At 43.5% G+C, this 17992-nt stretch carries 16 protein-coding genes; 10 read left to right on the plus strand and 6 right to left on the minus strand.

All coding sequences use genetic code 11. The annotated features are described in order from the left end of the window. Window positions 1-247: 247 nt before the first annotated feature. Together OCW38_RS08285 and OCW38_RS08290 are read left to right on the plus strand one after the other, a co-directional pair. Window positions 248-1582 (plus strand): sphingomyelin phosphodiesterase, encoded by a 1335-nt coding sequence (locus OCW38_RS08285; RefSeq protein ID WP_016768024.1) that lies wholly within the window; start codon window positions 248-250, stop codon window positions 1580-1582. A gap of 39 nt (window positions 1583-1621) precedes the next feature. After that, entirely contained in the window at window positions 1622-2572 is a 951-nt protein-coding gene (locus OCW38_RS08290; RefSeq protein ID WP_261895657.1) for a chromosome partitioning protein ParA, read from the plus strand. 4 nt (window positions 2573-2576) lie between these two features. Here the strand turns inward: OCW38_RS08290 and OCW38_RS08295 are convergent, their stop codons facing one another. Further along, window positions 2577-3611 carry an AraC family transcriptional regulator gene (locus OCW38_RS08295; RefSeq protein ID WP_016768022.1) on the minus strand — a complete coding sequence of 345 codons (1035 nt, stop codon included), beginning with the start codon at window positions 3609-3611 and terminating at the stop codon, window positions 2577-2579. Between the two features lie 169 nt (window positions 3612-3780). Here OCW38_RS08295 and OCW38_RS08300 point away from each other — a divergent pair, with 169 nt between their 5' ends. Then, the gene (locus tag OCW38_RS08300) at window positions 3781-4794 is read left to right on the plus strand and encodes a DUF2804 domain-containing protein (RefSeq protein WP_065099414.1); all 1014 of its coding nucleotides are present in this window, start codon (window positions 3781-3783) and stop codon (window positions 4792-4794) included. 84 nt (window positions 4795-4878) lie between these two features. Beyond that, the gene (locus tag OCW38_RS08305; protein WP_261893691.1) at window positions 4879-5727 is read left to right on the plus strand and encodes a sterol desaturase family protein; all 849 of its coding nucleotides are present in this window, start codon (window positions 4879-4881) and stop codon (window positions 5725-5727) included. A gap of 15 nt (window positions 5728-5742) precedes the next feature. On the opposite strand, the gene OCW38_RS08310 is transcribed toward OCW38_RS08305, so the two are convergent. The 4 genes from OCW38_RS08310 to OCW38_RS08325 all read right to left on the minus strand — a co-directional run bounded on the left by OCW38_RS08310 (window position 5743) and on the right by OCW38_RS08325 (window position 9960). Next, on the minus strand, window positions 5743-8199 hold the full coding sequence (locus tag OCW38_RS08310) for a carboxypeptidase-like regulatory domain-containing protein (RefSeq protein ID WP_261893693.1): 2457 nt from the start codon (window positions 8197-8199) through the stop codon (window positions 5743-5745). A 128-nt stretch (window positions 8200-8327) separates the two neighbouring features. After that, window positions 8328-9038, minus strand: a complete 711-nt coding sequence (locus tag OCW38_RS08315) for a fimbrial biogenesis chaperone (RefSeq protein ID WP_016792395.1) — start codon at window positions 9036-9038, stop codon at window positions 8328-8330. Then, window positions 9035-9472: a DUF4402 domain-containing protein gene (locus tag OCW38_RS08320; RefSeq protein ID WP_261893696.1), complete on the minus strand. Its 438-nt coding sequence runs from the start codon at window positions 9470-9472 to the stop codon at window positions 9035-9037. The genes OCW38_RS08315 and OCW38_RS08320 overlap by 4 nt, the downstream gene beginning before the upstream one ends. A 53-nt stretch (window positions 9473-9525) precedes the next feature. Continuing rightward, complete coding sequence (locus tag OCW38_RS08325; protein WP_010441224.1) at window positions 9526-9960, minus strand: DUF4402 domain-containing protein; 435 nt, start codon at window positions 9958-9960, stop codon at window positions 9526-9528. Window positions 9961-10929: 969 nt separating this feature from the next. Between OCW38_RS08325 and sbcB the strand changes: the two genes are divergently transcribed. From sbcB to purT, 5 genes are all read left to right on the plus strand, one after another. Next, complete coding sequence (gene sbcB, locus OCW38_RS08330) at window positions 10930-12354, plus strand: exodeoxyribonuclease I (RefSeq protein ID WP_010441226.1); 1425 nt, start codon at window positions 10930-10932, stop codon at window positions 12352-12354. A gap of 25 nt (window positions 12355-12379) precedes the next feature. Next, entirely contained in the window at window positions 12380-12751 is a 372-nt protein-coding gene (locus tag OCW38_RS08335; RefSeq protein ID WP_010441228.1) for a CidA/LrgA family protein, read from the plus strand. A 2-nt stretch (window positions 12752-12753) separates the two neighbouring features. Next, window positions 12754-13431 (plus strand): LrgB family protein, encoded by a 678-nt coding sequence (locus tag OCW38_RS08340; RefSeq protein WP_146531882.1) that lies wholly within the window; start codon window positions 12754-12756, stop codon window positions 13429-13431. A 370-nt stretch (window positions 13432-13801) separates the two neighbouring features. Then, window positions 13802-14689, plus strand: a complete 888-nt coding sequence (cdd, locus tag OCW38_RS08345) for a cytidine deaminase (RefSeq protein ID WP_102461032.1) — start codon at window positions 13802-13804, stop codon at window positions 14687-14689. Between the two features lie 166 nt (window positions 14690-14855). Further along, window positions 14856-16031, plus strand: a complete 1176-nt coding sequence (purT, locus tag OCW38_RS08350; RefSeq protein WP_010441234.1) for a formate-dependent phosphoribosylglycinamide formyltransferase — start codon at window positions 14856-14858, stop codon at window positions 16029-16031. A 130-nt stretch (window positions 16032-16161) separates the two neighbouring features. Here purT and OCW38_RS08355 read toward each other — a convergent pair whose 3' ends face one another. After that, window positions 16162-16815 carry a thiopurine S-methyltransferase gene (locus OCW38_RS08355; RefSeq protein WP_010441236.1) on the minus strand — a complete coding sequence of 218 codons (654 nt, stop codon included), beginning with the start codon at window positions 16813-16815 and terminating at the stop codon, window positions 16162-16164. A 324-nt stretch (window positions 16816-17139) separates the two neighbouring features. Here OCW38_RS08355 and OCW38_RS08360 point away from each other — a divergent pair, with 324 nt between their 5' ends. Further along, window positions 17140-17916, plus strand: coding sequence for a RelA/SpoT domain-containing protein (locus OCW38_RS08360; RefSeq protein ID WP_010441238.1), 777 nt, complete (start codon window positions 17140-17142; stop codon window positions 17914-17916). Window positions 17917-17992: the final 76 nt, after the last annotated feature.

Consider the following 17992-nt stretch of genomic DNA (forward strand, 5'->3'; position numbering starts at 1 on the left):
CCTATGATTTCCACAAAAACACCCACTAGTGACTTACCCTCATACCCAATCCTTCCTTTATTTTTTAGCGTGCGCGCGTATCACTTATCATTCAGGCAAAGCAATATGTTAATTTTCAATGAGTAATATAATTTATAAAACCATGGCATATATCTAATATTTGGGTAATTCCCATAGAGTTATAACTCCAATGTCACAACTCTTTACTACGTTATTCTTTGAACCAATCAGTAAGGATAACGTAAAAATGAAAACTCAATGGGCTTGCCTTAGTGCAATACTTGCATCTGCTTCATTCATTTCAACCTCGGCTATTGCAGATACCGATGTGTACCTGACCAATAACACTAGCCAAGCAATGACGATTCAAACCAATCACACAGGTACCGACCAGCTTCAATTCGGTGATGAGTGGCAACAGCATGTTGAACAGATTGGCCCTTGGGAGACGAAGAAGCTGATCAGTTTCAATCGCTGGACTGGTGTGAAATCTGGGAAGACCTACGAGTTTGACACTGTAGTATCGAACGCTGTGGGAGAAAGTGTCACGCTCAACCAAACCATGAAAGGTCATTGGTACAACTCGACACTGCAACATGGTTTAAGTGCCGCAGACGTCAACCTAACGCTGCATGACGATCGTAATATTCATCGCAGCACAACCGATGCATTCGGGGTCAATGCAGAGCTTGCACTTAAAGCCGATTCTACGGCGCGCTACGATGATATTTATTACACCATCACCCCACCCAAAGTAGATGAGCAACCAGAGCCGGATGCCAAGACACTCAAAGTCATGACCTATAACATCTGGGCGCTGCCTGCCATCGCTTCGCATATTGGTGACCGCTACGATCTTCTCCCTCAATATGTAAAAGGCTACGACGTATTGGCGCTACAAGAGGTGTTTGCTAACGGCAGAGATGAATTCTTGCGTGAACTTGCAAAAGAGTACCCGTACCAAACCAAAATGCTCGATAAAGATGGGATTAACATCTATGACGGTGGCGTGGTCATTGTCAGCCGCTACCCTATTGTCAACGAAGCGCAATACGTGTTCCCTGATTGTACAGGCACAGATTGTTTCGCTGATAAGGGCGTGAATTACGCTGAGGTCATCAAGAATGGTCAGGCTTACCATGTATTCGGCACCCACACGGCATCATTCGATACGGACACCGCTCGCGACTACCGACAACGTCAATTCAAGCAGATGCGTGCACTGGCGCAGTCTCTGAATATCCCTGCATCAGAAACTGTGGTGTACAGCGGTGACTTCAACGTGAACAAGCTGAAGTTCCCAGGCGACTACCAACAAATGTTCGCTAACCTGCAGGCTGATGAACCACAATATTCAGGTTACACCGCGTCTACCTTTGACCCACGCATCAACAACTTTGCGGGCGAACCTATGTCTGGCGGGGAAAACGTCGAATACTTGGATTACGTAGTGGTGAGTTCGGAGTACGCACAAAAAACTCACAACAATAACCGCGTTGATGTTCCTCGTTCAACAAGCAGTGAGTTATGGAAGCACTACAACCTTTCAGACCACTTCCCTGTTAGCGCTGTCATCAAGTAACTCGGTGAACCCATAATGCATCGAGTTATATTAATCATAATGCTCGTCTTAACGGCGAGCATTATTGGCTATTCGTGGTCATCAAAAACGAACGAAACGCCGCTATCTTCTGCTCAACACACAGAAGCTAAGCCGCGTGTTCCTACGACAACTGTTGACGATAATTCCACACCAACTGCAATCGCCAGTTCGGAAAATACAGCATCGCAGAACAAACAAGCCGAAGCAGAATCATCGGGCGGAGAAACGCATGTTGAAAACTTAAGCGAACTTGAAGGTAAAGCTCTATTCGATGAACTCGATGGGTTCTGGGCGCTTTGCAAACAACGCGATGACTGCACTGAGCAACTCGCACGAATGAAATCAGAGTTGCCGAGTATATGGTTTGAGTTACTGAGCGACTATCCGCAGCTATCAGTCGACTGGCAATTAACCCAAAGCACTATCCCACTAGAATCCATAGAAACTCTTGAAGAGCGTGTTGCCCTATTCAAACAATCTGCACAGCAAGTATGGGGAGAGTTGGCCCACCAGCTATTCGCAGACCAGTTTGCGCATCTAGATTTTACGCTCGACGCAAACAGCCTTAAAGAAAACGAAGCGAGCCAGTTTTTGGCCAACTATCAAGATTTACTTAGTGAATGGCAAAACAATACGGGCACATTAAACGCCGAGACAGCGCTTCAAAAATATGAACTGGCAGTCTCTTTGATACCCAGCAGCTATAGCCCTGCTGAAATAGTTTCACTCAAAGCCGACCTTCAAGAGACCTACTTAGATGAAATGCAAGCCAGCAACATTACCGCAAGAGAACACCAAGTCGCGAAACAGCAACAAACAGTGATGACTTACCACGAGCAACTGGATCAGCTCAAAGCGACCTTAGACTCTCAGCGTTCCTCAAGTTATGCCACTTGGACTCAACAAGATTGGGACAGTTACTATCAGCAGCAAGTATCCGATTTCAGGGAGCAATTTTTTAGCAAGTAACGCTTTAACTTAAACCGTCACGAAACTGCGCAGGTGTTTTATTGAGCCAACCTTTAAACGCCCTTCTGAAGTTTGCAGGGTCGCTATAACCGAGCCTTTCACCGATGTCATCAATGCTCATGGTTGTACCGAGCAATAGTTCTTTAGCGAGTTCCACTCGAACTTCGGTAAGCAATATTTGATAACTGGAATCATGGGTCACTAGCTCTCGCCTGAGCGTGCGAGAGCTACACCCAAATTCGTCAGCGAGTTGTTCAATATTCGGGAAACTGCCTGCAGTTTGATAAAAAATCGTTTTGATCTGGTTAGTCAGCAGATGCTCAGAGTCCAGCGTTTCCACTATCGACTGGCAAGACGCGAGATAGCGCTTCAGTGTCGCAGCATCATGAGTCAATAAGGTTTGTGATAAAACCGAGACATCAAAACGCAGTTCACAATAGTTTTGCTCAAAAATCACCGGGCACTGGAAGCGGTTGTCATAAAGCTTGGTGTAATTGGGACGAGCGTAAGGCAAAGCCAAAGTATGAATATCCAACTCATGACCAGTCAGTTCTTTGAACAAAGAGACGATTGAACTTAAGAAGTACTCACTACAGAAAGGAAGGAGATCACCCACTTCCAAGGTGTTCTCGATCTGAATCACAGCTTGCTCGGAATCTAGAAACAATTTAACCGAGAAGATAGGCCCATTCAGGCGCAAATACTTGAAACCCGACTTGATGGCCTCCCCGACATTTTGACTGGTTGATAGCGCATAACCCAACACACCAAAGTGACTTAGACTTGCATGCTCTCCCAACCAAAGACCTAGACCATCGTGAGGAAAACTCTGATTAGCCGCGCTAAACAACGCAAGTTTATCAGCGTAAGTCAGCTTTCCATTCGGGTCTCGCCAATCCATGGCTTCCAAACCCACATCCATGAGTAGCTTTTCAATATCGATAACTCGTTGCTCTAAGGTATTCAACAGTAGCGCGATATCTAATGTGCCTAACTGATGTCGATGTCCGGTTGGCTTATACTCCGCGATAATCTCCAATCGTCTCTCCTTATATCTAACCCATTCCCATAAGCATGACTACTCAGCTTCAACAACACTGCTGACAAAATCGTGATTGGTAACGTGCTCTTGTCCGAATATGACCTCCCAATTCTACGCTACTCATCGCACAATGGCTTTAATTGTTAAAATAATGTGAATCATCGCAATGATAAAAACAAATCCAGCCCCACACAGTTTGATTGATTCTAATGGTCAGCCGTTCATTGGGCATTTCGATGGCATCCCAAAGCACCTGAACATCGAGAACTTTGACTACCGAAACTCGATGGATTCAAAAGCAGCTCCTTGGCAGAAGCACTTCCACTACAAGCAATTCCAGTTTGTCAGTATCGTCACCGACACACACATTATTGGTGTTGCTATCGCAGATATTCGCTACTTAGGCTCGGCATTTTGTTACCTGTACGATATCGAGAGTAACAAACTAGAAGAGTGTTCATGGTTACGACCGCTGGGGTTTGATAAACAAGTAACGCCTTCACCATTTGAAGGAAAGACAAGCATTGCCGGCCAAAGCATTGCTTTCGATATCAAAGGCAAACAATGGCGAGTTCGCTTGAATACCAAACTCATCAAGGCCGATGTCACTTTAGACCCTAAAATCGACAGCTTACCTATGGCGATGTGCAGCCCAACGGGTTATTCAGGTTGGACTTACACCCAAAAGCACAATGCTGTGCGAATAATCGGCGACATCCAAATCAAGGGCACATCATTAAACCTCACGCAAGCTCTTGCTGGGTATGACTTTTCAGCAGGCTACATGAGGCGTGAAACCAGTTGGCGCTGGGCAAGCATCAACACTCAATCCAATGGCACTGATATTGGCCTGAACCTCGCAGCGGGCGTCAATGAAACTGGAGGCTGCGAAAACGTATTGTGGGTAAATGGAACCAGACACTTACTTAACCCGGTACAGTTTACGTTTAGTCGCCAAGATACAAACTTTCCTTGGCAGATAACATCACAAGATGGACGTATAAACCTGATCTTTACGCCCTTAAATAACCGCAGCGAAAAGCTCAATTTATGGCTGTTAAAGAGTAACTTTCGTCAGTTCATTGGTCACTTTTCTGGCTCAATTCAAGACAACGACGGCATAACTCATCAACTCGATGGCGTTCTTGGCCTAACGGAAGATCACTTTGCTCGCTGGTAAGCCTCTACCTAAAAAATAATACGCTAAACCAATTCATCAACTCAGTCAGACATTACACAACTATCGCGCCACAAGGATTAGCGAATGGACATCGACTCATTGATCAATCACCCAGAATGGCTGCTGTTAGTATTGGCGCCCTTGTTCGTAATCTGTATGTTGGCCGAATATTTCATTGGTCAGAAACAAGGCCGATTACCGAGCAATTCTCAATACAAACTGCCAGAAGTGATGTGTAATTTCGTGTTAGCAGGCATGCATCAACTCTCCGACTTATTAACTGGTTTATTCGTGGTTCAGCTGTATCTTTGGCTATTCGGCTGGCGCTTAATGGACATTGAGATGGGCGTGCTGAGTTTTGTTGTATTGATGGTGTTACAAGATTTTTTCTATTACTGGTTCCATAGATCAAGTCATCGTATTCGCTGGATGTGGGCCGCGCACGTCGCACACCACAGTTCAGAAAAAATGAACTTTAGCACAGCTTTTCGTCAGAGTTTGATGTACCCATTCGCAGGCATGTGGCTATTTTGGGTACCGCTCGTCATCATAGGTTTCGACCCTAGATGGGTGATCTTTGTGGTGCTTCTGAATTTAGGTTTGCAGTTCTTCGTCCATACACAATGGATACGAAGCTTGGGGCCACTTGAATACATCTTTAACACCCCTTCGCATCATCGAGTACATCACGGCAAAAACCCGCAATACATCGATAAGAACTACGCTGGCGTTTTGATCATTTGGGATAAGTTGTTTAGTACGTTCGAACCTGAAGTTGAAACTGTACGTTACGGCGTCACTAAATCAGTAAACAGTTTTAACCCGATAGTGGTTACCTTTCAAGAATGCAAGGTTATATTCAAAGATTTGAGGAGCCGAAAGTTGACCATGAAACAAAAAATCCAATTGATACTCTCACCTCCTTCAGATTAATCAAAGCGATCGGATTTAGTACACCTTATGAAAATCAATTAGGTTGAATGTGAGGTCACTTACCCAGAAATCTCCGTTCAAGTCGGCGCCTTGCACGTATCGCTTGTCTCCCATTTCTAAAGTCACAATGTATTTGCCCGCGATGAGCCCCTCTACCATGTAAAAGCCATCACTCTCAATTTCGCTCGAATACTCAGTGCCTTTCTGAATGTGTTTAAAGTGCAGATAAGCATTGTTTTCTATGTCGCCTTCTACTGTGCCATCGACACCAAATGACACCACCATTTCAATGTGTGCATGAGTCAGGCCTACCTGTTTGGTATTCACAAATACAGGGTTTTGTATTGGCGTTAGGTTCAAGTCAAGCGCTCCCTCATCTACGTAGATAGGTAGACTATCTCTGGCTGGGACGCTGGTGAATTCAAATCGGCCTTTTGCGTCACTGACTGCTCGTTGATCCAAGATTTGTAGGCTTACCCCTTGTATGGGCTGTTTGTGGTGATCGTAAACAATCCCAGTTAGCTTTGAATGATTGTACTTATTCCACTCAACAAACTCTCCGATGTTCTCATCAAAATAGGTTTTCGCGCCAAATTCAGTGGTCATTTCTACGCCGTATCTGTCTTCATTTCCTTCTAACTTGAACACGAAATAAGGATTCACACGTGCTTCTACCGAAGCCGTAAACGAGATATCCTGCTTTTGATACCGGGCTGATACGTTAGTGGTGAGTTCTTGGAAAACATTAAGCGGAACCAATACACATTCTTTGCAGGCATTCCTTAGAGAGAGTTCCGTGCGTTCATGGTGACCAGACCCATTGACCGTTCCTGACACATTCCACGACGTGTCTGAAAAACCACTTTTGGCCAAACCAATGGTGTGTAAATAGTCATCTTGATGAGAAGCCTTGGTGTAGCGATAATCACCTGAATATGACAGAAACAGATTGCGCGAGACCTTGGAATTCAGTTTCGGCTCAACACTCAATTCATCTTCGTCGTTTCTCACTGTTAGAAATGCCGTAATGTTGGCAAGAGACAGATTATATTTGAACACATCGTATTCCATCGACTCCAAGTCCAACTCGTCAGTTTTATTGAGTTCAATAGAGGCAGACTGGTCGCTGCCCAGCAAAACATCAAACTCCATTGGAAAACGATTAAAGTCCGGCAGCCAACCAATATGGGCCGCAAACCAATGTGTTGGTAAGTATCGCCCCTGCAAGCCGATAAGATCTTTTCCATCTTGCCTAATAAAAGCACTGCCCACCGTGAAGTAATCAGCCAAACCATATTCCAGTGACACTGCACCCGCTCGGTCGGCCCCTTCGTTACCAACCACTTCAACGCCCCACTCATTACTAGGCAAGAATGCATCTTCTAAACCCGCGACCGTAATCTCTTCTTCTCTCCACACACCTTTGGACAAGTAATAGCGGAACTTAATAGTGTCGCCAGGGGAAATATTGTCTTCTTCGACAACAAAACGTCCAAATTCATCAGAGCGATAGGTGTTTTGATAAATTCCGTTTACCAGTACATCGATACTGATATTCGGTTCAGTCGTACGCTCTAATTGCAGGTTACCAAACTCCAACTGACGCTTTCTATTGGTGTAGTAAATACCATCTTCTAGGGTTTGATTAACGGTAAAAACACTGCCATCTAACAGCACATGCCCTACTTCTAATGACCCTTCGCCGTCATGCGCTTCTACCGCGATATTGTAATAAACGACAGGGTTATCTTCGCGAGTATCGATTGATAACCGCGACAAGGAATGTTCAGTCGTTAATAGAGTGTCAGAGATAGCGTAAACGTCGGTGCCTGTCTCACTGTCCTGATAAACAGAGGTAGCAAATCGAGCCGCTAACCCCACACTAGCCAGTGGTTCAATAGCAGGGATATTACCAACCTGTTTTAAGGCTTCTGCTTTTTGTCGAGACTCGCTCTTTATCTTAGAGATGACAGCTTCGAGCTCAGTCAGTGAACTGAATTCAGGAGTAACAGTAAGGCGATAATCATCAATGTCCCAACGGACTTTAGCAGGGATACAGGCTTGTAAACTGTACCAATGTATATAGGTTTTCGAGTCAATCACTTCGTATTTGATCGTCTGGATATTATTGTCATCTCGATAACAGATGGCTTGTTGGGTATCCACGATATACGGCGGTGATTCTCTTCCTACATCTTGCGGTAAGTAGATTTCACAGTACCCGCTTTCATCACACTGGCCATTCATTTCTAACAAATAAAAGGCCGCATTGGAGATCGAGATAAACGGCTCTTCGTAGTCATCCATCATTACGCGATAAAAACTGTCACCCACTCTCCCGACTCGAACTTCAATGTACGCGGGGTAAAGTTCGCTTGCATCATCACTAGGTGATGACTGTGCACCGAAAGGTAACAAAGACAAGAATAAAGAGAGCGACAAGAGAACTTGCCAGACCATGTGTTTGAACATTCTGTTTTACACGATTCGCTATTACGACACAGGATCTGGTTGGAACGATATCAACCGCACAAATGCCAAAAACACAAATGTCACAAACACAGACGTTAACAGCATACGCGGCACCAAGAATGCAAACATTACAAAATGCATTCGTGCAGCGACTGATCGTCTTGAAGCAAAGACACCTTGGATCCTATAGGGAAAGATTTCGATAGCTCAGCATTACGCAGCAACACCAATTTTTCGCTGTGATCATCGACATTCAACTTAGCATTGAACTGAAAGTTACCATCGTTGCGAATGGTAAGGCTCTGGTTTTCACAAGTAAACTTTACGTCTTGTACCTGCTTACCTTTCTGCACATAAACAGGCACGTAGCTGTTTATGTGAAAGTTAAGCTGGAATGCTGACCCATTATTGGATTGGCCCTTAGCCGACAAATCCAATTCAGATAACTCTTTCGCCTTTGCGATAGGAGAAAACCACAAGTAAGCACGGTACTCGCCGTCAGGCATATCATCAGGAAGCGCGTTCATACGCAGACGAACTGTACGTCTTTGATTAGGTTTTAGCTCTCGAATAATAGGTGGTGACACCTTGATCCAATTGGCGATATTTTCAGACTCCGTCACGTTTGCATCGGTTCGTACCAAGCCAGTGGCCTTAATTGGACGATAGATCGGTTTAATCTCAAGACGAATGGGTTGATCAGAATTGTTTTCAACCACGATTTTTTCCGTCACAGATGTATCAGCATCTAAAACAAAACGAGTTGGCGCGATAAGGAGTTGGGCATGAGCTTGAGCACAGAAGAGTAAGCCGAGGACACATGAGATGAACAACTTCATTTATAATTAACCTCAAAAGGGATAGTACTGGTGTAAATGCCAGCAGGATGATTAGCGCCAATTTTCACTTTTGCACCAATACACAGTAATTTGCTTCTTCCGTTACTTTGGATTTTTGCTCTACCTCGTTTTGATAAACCACAACCAAAATAAAACTTTCGAATACGGAGACGTTTAGATTTACGTGAGTGATTGAGGTATTGTTTAGACGGGAGAGATACCACAATTTTCTTGCCTGGTTCTCCTTCAGCGTAAAAACGCACCACATAGACCTGACCATTGGCTGGATTTGCATCTGCATTTTGTCCTGATCCAAAGATATACATACCCGGAAATTTCACTTCCATATTTTCAGGAATAATTTCTAAAGCATGAAATGGACTTGAATAAATAATTAGGCCAATACAGGCAACGTATTTTAAAAAAAAGTTCATAGTAAAAACGGCTGATAAGTAACAGCCGTAAGTATTAGACTTGTTTTATATAATTACTGGTAAGTTACATCAACTGCAACGTTTGCAGTATAAGTACCAGCAACTAATGTCGCACTTGAAGTACGAGCTGTACCGCCAATTTTAAGATCCGCAGAACCACCGGTTAGAGTGATTGCATTATTAAAGTCAAATTCAGCTGCGATTGTATTTGCACCGTTAGCCAAGTTTGTATCAGAAATACTAACGGTCACTGCATCACCAGACTCTCCAGAAAGAGTAAACGCTGCCGCCCCTGCATCTGCTTGAGCAATAACAACATCCGTTGTGTTATCTGAAGTGATGACACCAAAATCAAGATCACTTGTTTTTATCATTGTAATTGCTTGTTTTACTTCGAGTGTTGCATCAAAAGTGTCACTTACCGCGAAAACGTTCGCAGAAGAGATAGAAAGTGCAGATACAGCAACAACCTTAAAAACTTTGTTCATTTTTTAATCCTTTATATAAAATTGACTTATTTTCAGAGTCACTTAACCATTAATAAAGTTAACAATTAAGTAACATCTAATCCTATTTAGAAAGCGTAAACATTGACACTTATTTATAAACAAATGAGGAACAGTGAGAATAATATCACGCAAATTGATATAAATAACATTAGTGAAATTACTGATATTAGAGTATTTGTGTTAATCATATATAAAACTCGTTTTACATTTAACTCCCTAACCTCTACAGACTATTAATTTTATAAAAGTTAATTTGATACCTTATAAATCACTAGGAATTTTCAGTAACAAAAAATTAATTAATACTAATAAAACTAATTGACTGTCCTAATTGATTTTATAGATCACCGTTCTGCAATAAAGTCTCAACAATGAAACAATTGCACATTAAACCTATACTTGTAATAAAATTGAAATATATCGTTATATAAAAGACTGGCAGTGAAAATATTGGTTATAAATTTGAGTATCCAGATGGAGTCATTCAAAGAGACAAACTAATAGACGTCAATGCCTACTTTCTAGTTGACCTAAGATCATTGTTTGTTGGTGCCATTTCCTGCCAATATCACAAGCTTGAGCTGCGGATTAACGCAATAGCAGCATTAATTATAAGTTTTGTTCGCTGTAAGCAAGATCCAAAGCAAATTGGGTTCCCCTACTTTCAACACTTTCTCCAGATTCCTAATGCTTGGTTTTCAACTTAAGCACACTGTTCGTAATAGATAAGTAGCTAGCATCAGGTCAACAGCGAGCGGATTTACGTGTTAATAAATGACCAAAATTGAACTCAAAACTCAGTACAGCGACGTGATCGAATACGAATGCACCGTTTTACTGTAATTTATTTGTGATCTGGGTTGCACGCGTACCGCATCCTGTCAGATACTGAACAAAACTAACCTTCAGCCACAGTAGACGGTCTTCGCTTACTGTTCAGGAAATTCAATGAGTTCAGATAATCAGCCAACCTATTTCTTTTTCGATTACGAAACGTGGGGCGTCAGCCCAGCGAAAGATCGCCCGAGTCAGTTCGCCGGTGTTCGTACCGACCAAGATTTCAACGTTATCGGAGAGCCATTGGTCATCTATTGCCAACCTCCTGCTGATTACTTACCAGCGCCGGAAGCTGCACTCATTACTCGCATTACACCTCAAAAAGCGATGTCTCAAGGCTTACCTGAACCTGAATTTATCGCGAAGATCCACGCAGAGCTTGCTAAGCCGAACACAACTAGCCTTGGCTACAACAGCATTCGATTCGACGACGAAGTAACACGCTATACCTGTTACCGTAATTTCATCGATCCATATGCATGGAGCTGGCAGAACGGCAACTCTCGTTGGGATCTACTCGACGTGATGCGCGCGGTACATGCACTTCGCCCTGAAGGTATTGTTTGGCCAGAGAATGAAGAAGGTTACCCAAGCTTCAAACTGGAACATTTGTCAGTGGCAAATGGCATTGAACACGAAAACGCGCACGATGCGATGGCCGATGTTATTGCTACCATTGAATTAGCAAAGAAGTTGAAGGCTGCACAGCCTAAAATGTTTGATTACCTTTACAGCATGCGTCACAAACGCAAATTGAATGAGTTAGTTGACATTGTAAACATGACGCCTTTAATGCACGTTTCAGGCATGTTTGGTCGTGATTGTAATTACACGAGTTGGATTGTGCCGATGGCTTGGCACCCAACCAACCAAAATGCGGTTATCGTAGTCGACTTAGCCAAAGATCCTAGCCCGCTGCTGGAGCTTGATTCTGACGCCCTCCGTGAAAGGCTCTACACTAAACGCAGTGAACTTGGTGAAGACGAGTTACCCGTACCCATCAAATTGGTTCAACTGAACAAGTGCCCTATTCTCGCACCCGCCAAAACTCTGACGGCTGAAAATGCGGAAACGATAGGTATCGATCGCCAACAGTGCTTAAAGAACTTAGCGCTATTACGCGAACACCCAGAGATCCGCGAAAAACTGATCGGTTTGTATTCACAAGAACGCGAATACGAGAAAAGTGATGACGTAGACACTCATCTGTATGACGGCTTCTTCTCGCCAGGCGACAAAACCGCAATGGACATCATTCGTCAAACTGACCCAAATAACTTGGCTGCTTTAGACATCACTTTTGGTGACGAACGTATTAAACCTTTGTTGTTCCGTTACCGTGCTCGTCATTTCCCGTGGACGTTAGACGAAGCGGAACAACTGAAATGGGCTAACCACTGTCGAGAGTTTTACGAAAGTCGCTTAGAAGAGTACATGCTGAACCTAGAAAACCTCGCACACGAGCATGAAAGTGACGAGAAGAAAATGGCTATCTTGAAAGCGGTTTATCAATACGTAGAAAAGCTAGCGAGCTAATTCCATTATCAAGAGATGTGACACTTTGAAAGAAAGATTGATCAAACTCGTGTACTGCTTAATCTCCTTCACCTTAATCATAGGTGCACTCACAGCAGGTAACGCGTTACAGCATTTATTAGACACCTCAATTCCTGGCAGTATTTTTGGCATGTTGATTCTGTTTACCGCTATGGTGATTGGTATTGTCCCTGAGCATTGGGTTCAGCCTGGTGCAAGCTTGATTATCCGTTTGATGATCTTATTGTTTGTCCCTATTAGTGTCGGGCTCATGGATCATTTTGACATGCTTATCGCCAATGCTTTACCAATTATGGCAAGCGCCGTTGGCGGAACCTTAATCGTGTTAGTTTCCTTATCATGGTTCTTAGACCGCTTGCTTTCGAGAGGTAAATAATCATGTGGATTCTACTGACCATTGTGGTTTTCTTGTTTGCTCGTTGGGTAAGCCAAAAAGTTAATTCGCCATTTTGTAATCCTCTACTCATCAGTATTGGTATCATCATTCCAATTCTGTTGTTTTTCAAAGTACCTTTTGAAACCTATTACGCAGACAATACTTGGATTACCTATATGCTCCAACCTGCGGTAGTGGCGCTGGCTTTTCCTCTATATGAACAGTTACCTCAAATCAGATCCAACTGGCGTATCATCACATTTGCTTGCACGCTAGGCAGTGTAATGTCGATGACCACTACCGCATTGATCGCCGTGGCTTTTAAAGCGGATTTAAGTTTGATCGCGAGTTTGTTGGGTAAGTCGGTCACCACACCGATCGCAATGGAGGTCTCAAGCCATTTAGGCGGCGAAGCTGCAATTGCAGCAATTCTGGTATTGATTGTCGGTTTGTTCGGGGCAATCTTTGCTTACCCTATCTACAATTTGATCGGTATCAAGAGCCCTATCGCACGAGGTTTAACCATGGGCACAGTATCGCATGCGTTGGGAACGGCAACTTGCGCTGAAAAGAATCCACAAGATGCTGCATTCAGTTCACTAGCTTTAGTACTTTGTGGCGTCATTACCTCGATTATTGCACCGACCATATTTTCTATCGTGGTTTGGGTCTATGCTTAAGCTAGTAACTAAAAGCTAACGTTAATGATCTACAACTTCAGTTAATGGCTACAGCTCAAGCTAATAGATTCATAGATTGGGACTTAAGCTTTAAAAACATCCAATAAGCCCAAGCGAAACTCTGAGCATTTCAGTGTCTGTTTGGGCTTTTTATTCTCATTTGTTCAGCAATTTTTAGCTAAACATACCCCGATTTCAGACAACAAATGAGAGATCAAGGGTAGTTTTTGTCCTTGCAATCGATTTCATCTGTGACCTCACTCTAATTATGCAAGCCAATGTAACAACAAAAGCGCAATGGTGATCACTATCACAGAAAAATCCTGAGTATTGCATAAAATTAAAGCCTAAGGTCAATTAAGGATTCAACATGAACAGTCGTATTACCCTGGCGCTGGAAAGTGCTCCAACATCAATAAAAGCGCTTTTGAGTGACATCGTATTAGCAGACAACTTTGACGCCACTATCTCTAAAGAGCAGTTTCAAAGCTTACTGGATGCAAGCGGCCTTTCTGATAAAGAAGTTCGCCTAGCTTTACTGCCAATCGCAGCAGCATACTCTTATGCGCCACTTTCTGACTTCTATGTTGGTGCCATCGTGCGTGGCCTATCTGGTCGCCTGTACTTCGGTGCAAACTTGGAAATTGCAGGTGCACAACTTGGTCAAACAGTTCATGCTGAACAATCAGCCATCAGCCACGCTTGGATGAAGGGTGAAGAAGGCCTTTCTGATATCACGATCAACTTCAGCCCTTGTGGTCACTGTCGCCAATTCATGAACGAACTGACAACGGCAAAAGAACTTAAAGTTCAATTACCACAGCGTGATGAAATGTCACTGCAAGAATACCTACCTGACTCTTTCGGCCCTGCTGATTTGGGCATCACAACTGGCCTAATGACTAAGCTGGATCACCAGTACACATCAGAAGAAACGAGCCCTGTTGTGGTAAGCGCACTAACAGCATTAAACCGTAGCCATGCTCCCTACACAAAGAACCTAAGTGGCGTCTCGCTACAACTGACAACAGGTGAAATCTTTACAGGTGCATACGCAGAAAACGCGGCATTCAACCCTAGTCTACCGCCATTACAAGTCGCGCTTGTTCAACTTAAACTGGCTGGCTTCGATTTCGAGCAGATCGAAAACGCTGCCTTAGTTGAAATTGCCGATGGTAGCATCAGTCACCTAGCCGATACTCAGTCTACGTTAGAGGCGATTAACCCTGACATTCCAGTTACTTACTTAGCAATCTAAGTACATCTGGTTAACAATATTTTACATAAGCAGCCCTATTTTATAGAGCTGCTTTTTTTATACTTCAAATTCATGCGACAACCCGCGCAAACGTTTGCTTTTATCCTTTAAATAAGTATGATCACCCCGTTTAAATCAATCGTTCAAAAGATCGGAAGGAATTTCTATGTTTGGTACCGCTACTCGTGAAAATGCTACTCGTGTACTTCTATTAGGTTCAGGTGAACTGGGTAAAGAAGTTGCTATCGAGTGCCAACGTTTAGGTTTGGAAGTTATTGCATGTGACCGTTACGCTGATGCACCGGCTATGCAAGTTGCACATCGTAGCCATGTATTAGACATGTTGGACAGCGATGCACTGCAAGCTGTCATTGAACTAGAAAAACCAGATTATGTGGTTCCAGAAATCGAAGCTATTGCCACCAGCAAGCTGGTAGAGATGGAAGCGCAAGGCCTAAATGTCGTTCCCACAGCGAACGCGACTAAGTTGACGATGAACCGAGAAGGTATCCGTCGTCTAGCGGCTGAAGAGTTAAAACTGAGCACATCTCCATATCGCTTCGCGGACACATTTGAAGATTTCTCAGCAGCGGTAGAATTCGTAGGTATGCCTTGTGTGGTTAAGCCTGTTATGAGTTCATCAGGCAAAGGCCAAAGCGTTATTAAAACACAAGACGATATTCAAAAGTCTTGGGATTACGCACAAGAAGGTGGTCGCACTGGCGCTGGTCGTGTGATCGTTGAAGGCTTTATCGATTTTGATTACGAAATCACGCTGCTGACTGTTCGTGCTGTTGATGGTGTTCATTTCTGCGCGCCTATCGGTCACCGCCAAGAAGACGGTGATTACCGTGAATCATGGCAACCGCAATTAATGTCAGACAACGCACTAAAAGCGGCGCAATACACTGCAGAGCAAGTCGTTAACGCACTGGGCGGTCACGGTATCTTTGGTGTGGAACTGTTCGTTAAAGGCGACCATGTTATCTTCAACGAAGTATCCCCTCGCCCACACGATACTGGCTTAGTGACTTTAATGTCTCAAGATTCCTCTGAATTCGCGCTACACGTTCGCGCATTTACTGGCATGCCGATTAAGTCAATTACTCAATATGGTCCGTGTGCATCTGCCGTTATCTTAGGCCAAGGCACTTCAAACAACATTCGTTTCGAAGGTCTTACAGAGGCGCTAGACGCACCACAAACGCAAGTTCGTTTGTTTGGTAAGCCTGACATCGATGGTCGCCGTCGTCTAGGTGTGGCGTTGACTCGTCGTAAGAGCACTGAAACAGCGATTGAAGATGCTATTGAGAGTGCTTCAAAAGTAAAAGTGATTTACTAGACAGCTATTTAATTCTCAACAATCACAACTTCAAATCTGAACAATAAAAAAGACGGGCTACTAAGCCCGTCTTTTTGTTGGTATCATTTTTTATATTGAAATAGTTTTTTCACTTGAGAGCTAGTTGAGTTTAAGATTCAGACTCAATCAAATACACTTCTTCACTAAATCGAGATAAGCCTTTCTTGGCAATCTTAGGATGTTCATCGTCTGCGATATCTTGATTCAACAGTGTGATCTTATAACCTGAGAACAACTGTTCGATCTCTAACTTAGGTACGCTAAACGGAGGTCCTGCCATCTCGTTCTGAGCGTAATCTAATGTCACAAGTAAGATCTTGCCGCCCGGCTTTAACCGTTGCTTCAAGCACTCTACATACTGCACACGCATGTCAGCAGGTAAAGCTACCAAAGAGGCACGATCATAGATAATGTCTACAGGCTGAATCGGTGCTGAGAAATAATCACCCGTATAAATATTAAGTTCATCGAATTGATAAAGCTCATGCTGACCACTAATTTGAGTCACAGTCGGCGTGTAAAGATGCTCTGCAAAAAATGCGCGAACCGCAATCTGGCTTAATTCGACACCTTGAACATCTTCATGCTTCGTCGCTAACCAAATCAGATCTTCACTCTTACCACATAGAGGCACGAACACACTCTTCTCGTAGCTAGGTTCCGTCTTTTCCCAAAATTCAATCAGAAGTGGGTTTACATCTTCAAGGTGGAAGCCTATTTGGTTGGCTGCCCATTTATTGTGCCAAAATTCAGGATTATTCATCTTTCGTTCATGTTAAACAGTCATAATGCAAGGGTACAGTATAGAGAGGTAAGAGCAACCTTACCTTGGTTTAAAGTTCATCGTTGGTCTCACTAAAAGTTAAACACTGGCTGAGTTCAAAATTCTTAAAACCGAGGAACAAATGCTTGAATTATTTGTCTATATGTTCACATTTTAAAGCAATATTAAACGTTAGAGTTGGTTTCTGCCTTAGCTAGCCCCATTTAATATGTAGTGAGTTTAGTTAAGCTATTTTTACTCTTATGCGTTACTGGTTACCCCTTTTGACTACCCGTTTTTGTAACCTTGTATTTTGGAGTTTGAATGAGTGTATTTCTCCGTACGACGGCCCTAATGCTTTTAGTATTGAGCCGAGCGCCTGCATTCGCAGCAGCACCTGTTTCAACAAGTTCAACCGATCAAACGCGCACACCTGCGCAAAATCAAGTATCGTCAAACGTATTCCGTCACAGCCTAAGCGGCCTATACGGTATCAAAGCATTCGACTCGCGTCCGACTCAGCCCTACACCGACTTCGACATTCTGTACAGCAAAGCACACCAAGGCCAAGCCGAGCTAGAAACTATTTGTAAAAGTACTGCCCTACTAACGAATTCTGAGGCGCTATTTTCTGGCGTTAAATCTCAAGCTCGTGCGGAAGAGAAAATCGAATTGGAACTGGATGGCGACGTCACAAGAATTACCGACTTAGCTCGTGCCACTATCATCGCAAACGATGTAGAGAGCTTGGTTGAAGTCTACGAAGCGCTAAGCCGTGAAGCAGATGTTGTCAAATTGAAAAACAAATTCAAATCTCCTGCTGATTCTGGCTACCGTGACCTTAACCTATTGGTTCGTCTGCCAAAGACCAACATCATTGCTGAAGTTCAACTTCACCTTAAAGCAATTGCAGATGTGAAAAGCGGTCCTGAACACGAACTGTATGAAATCATTCAAGGTATTGAGCGTCATGCCATTGCAGAAAAACGTCCAATCAACGATATCGAGGCGGCGCAAATTAATAGCCTTAGACGCCAATCTCTAGAGCTTTACCAGCAAGCATGGCAGCCGTATATTACGACTCATATTAAAGCCGCGTAAACCGTTTAGAACGCCACCGAATATCAACTTAAAGGGCTGCATTAATTTGCAGCCCTTTCTTTTTGGCTATATTACA

It is taken from the genome of Vibrio cyclitrophicus (assembly GCF_024347435.1).
Classification (GTDB): domain Bacteria; phylum Pseudomonadota; class Gammaproteobacteria; order Enterobacterales; family Vibrionaceae; genus Vibrio; species Vibrio cyclitrophicus.

Bases quoted from the DNA above. Each gene is read 5' to 3' on its own strand.
- OCW38_RS08285 (WP_016768024.1), top strand. From the start codon at position 248: ATGAAAACTCAATGGGCTTGCCTTAGTGCAATACTTGCATCTGCTTCA.
- OCW38_RS08290 (WP_261895657.1), top strand. From the start codon at position 1,622: ATGCTCGTCTTAACGGCGAGCATTATTGGCTATTCGTGGTCATCAAAA.
- OCW38_RS08300 (WP_065099414.1), top strand. From the start codon at position 3,781: ATGATAAAAACAAATCCAGCCCCACACAGTTTGATTGATTCTAATGGT.
- OCW38_RS08305 (WP_261893691.1), top strand. From the start codon at position 4,879: ATGGACATCGACTCATTGATCAATCACCCAGAATGGCTGCTGTTAGTA.
- OCW38_RS08310 (WP_261893693.1), bottom strand. From the start codon at position 8,199: ATGTTCAAACACATGGTCTGGCAAGTTCTCTTGTCGCTCTCTTTATTC.
- OCW38_RS08315 (WP_016792395.1), bottom strand. From the start codon at position 9,038: ATGAAGTTGTTCATCTCATGTGTCCTCGGCTTACTCTTCTGTGCTCAA.
- OCW38_RS08320 (WP_261893696.1), bottom strand. From the start codon at position 9,472: ATGAACTTTTTTTTAAAATACGTTGCCTGTATTGGCCTAATTATTTAT.
- OCW38_RS08325 (WP_010441224.1), bottom strand. From the start codon at position 9,960: ATGAACAAAGTTTTTAAGGTTGTTGCTGTATCTGCACTTTCTATCTCT.
- sbcB (WP_010441226.1), top strand. From the start codon at position 10,930: ATGAGTTCAGATAATCAGCCAACCTATTTCTTTTTCGATTACGAAACG.
- OCW38_RS08340 (WP_146531882.1), top strand. From the start codon at position 12,754: ATGTGGATTCTACTGACCATTGTGGTTTTCTTGTTTGCTCGTTGGGTA.
- cdd (WP_102461032.1), top strand. From the start codon at position 13,802: ATGAACAGTCGTATTACCCTGGCGCTGGAAAGTGCTCCAACATCAATA.
- purT (WP_010441234.1), top strand. From the start codon at position 14,856: ATGTTTGGTACCGCTACTCGTGAAAATGCTACTCGTGTACTTCTATTA.
- OCW38_RS08355 (WP_010441236.1), bottom strand. From the start codon at position 16,815: ATGAATAATCCTGAATTTTGGCACAATAAATGGGCAGCCAACCAAATA.
- OCW38_RS08360 (WP_010441238.1), top strand. From the start codon at position 17,140: ATGAGTGTATTTCTCCGTACGACGGCCCTAATGCTTTTAGTATTGAGC.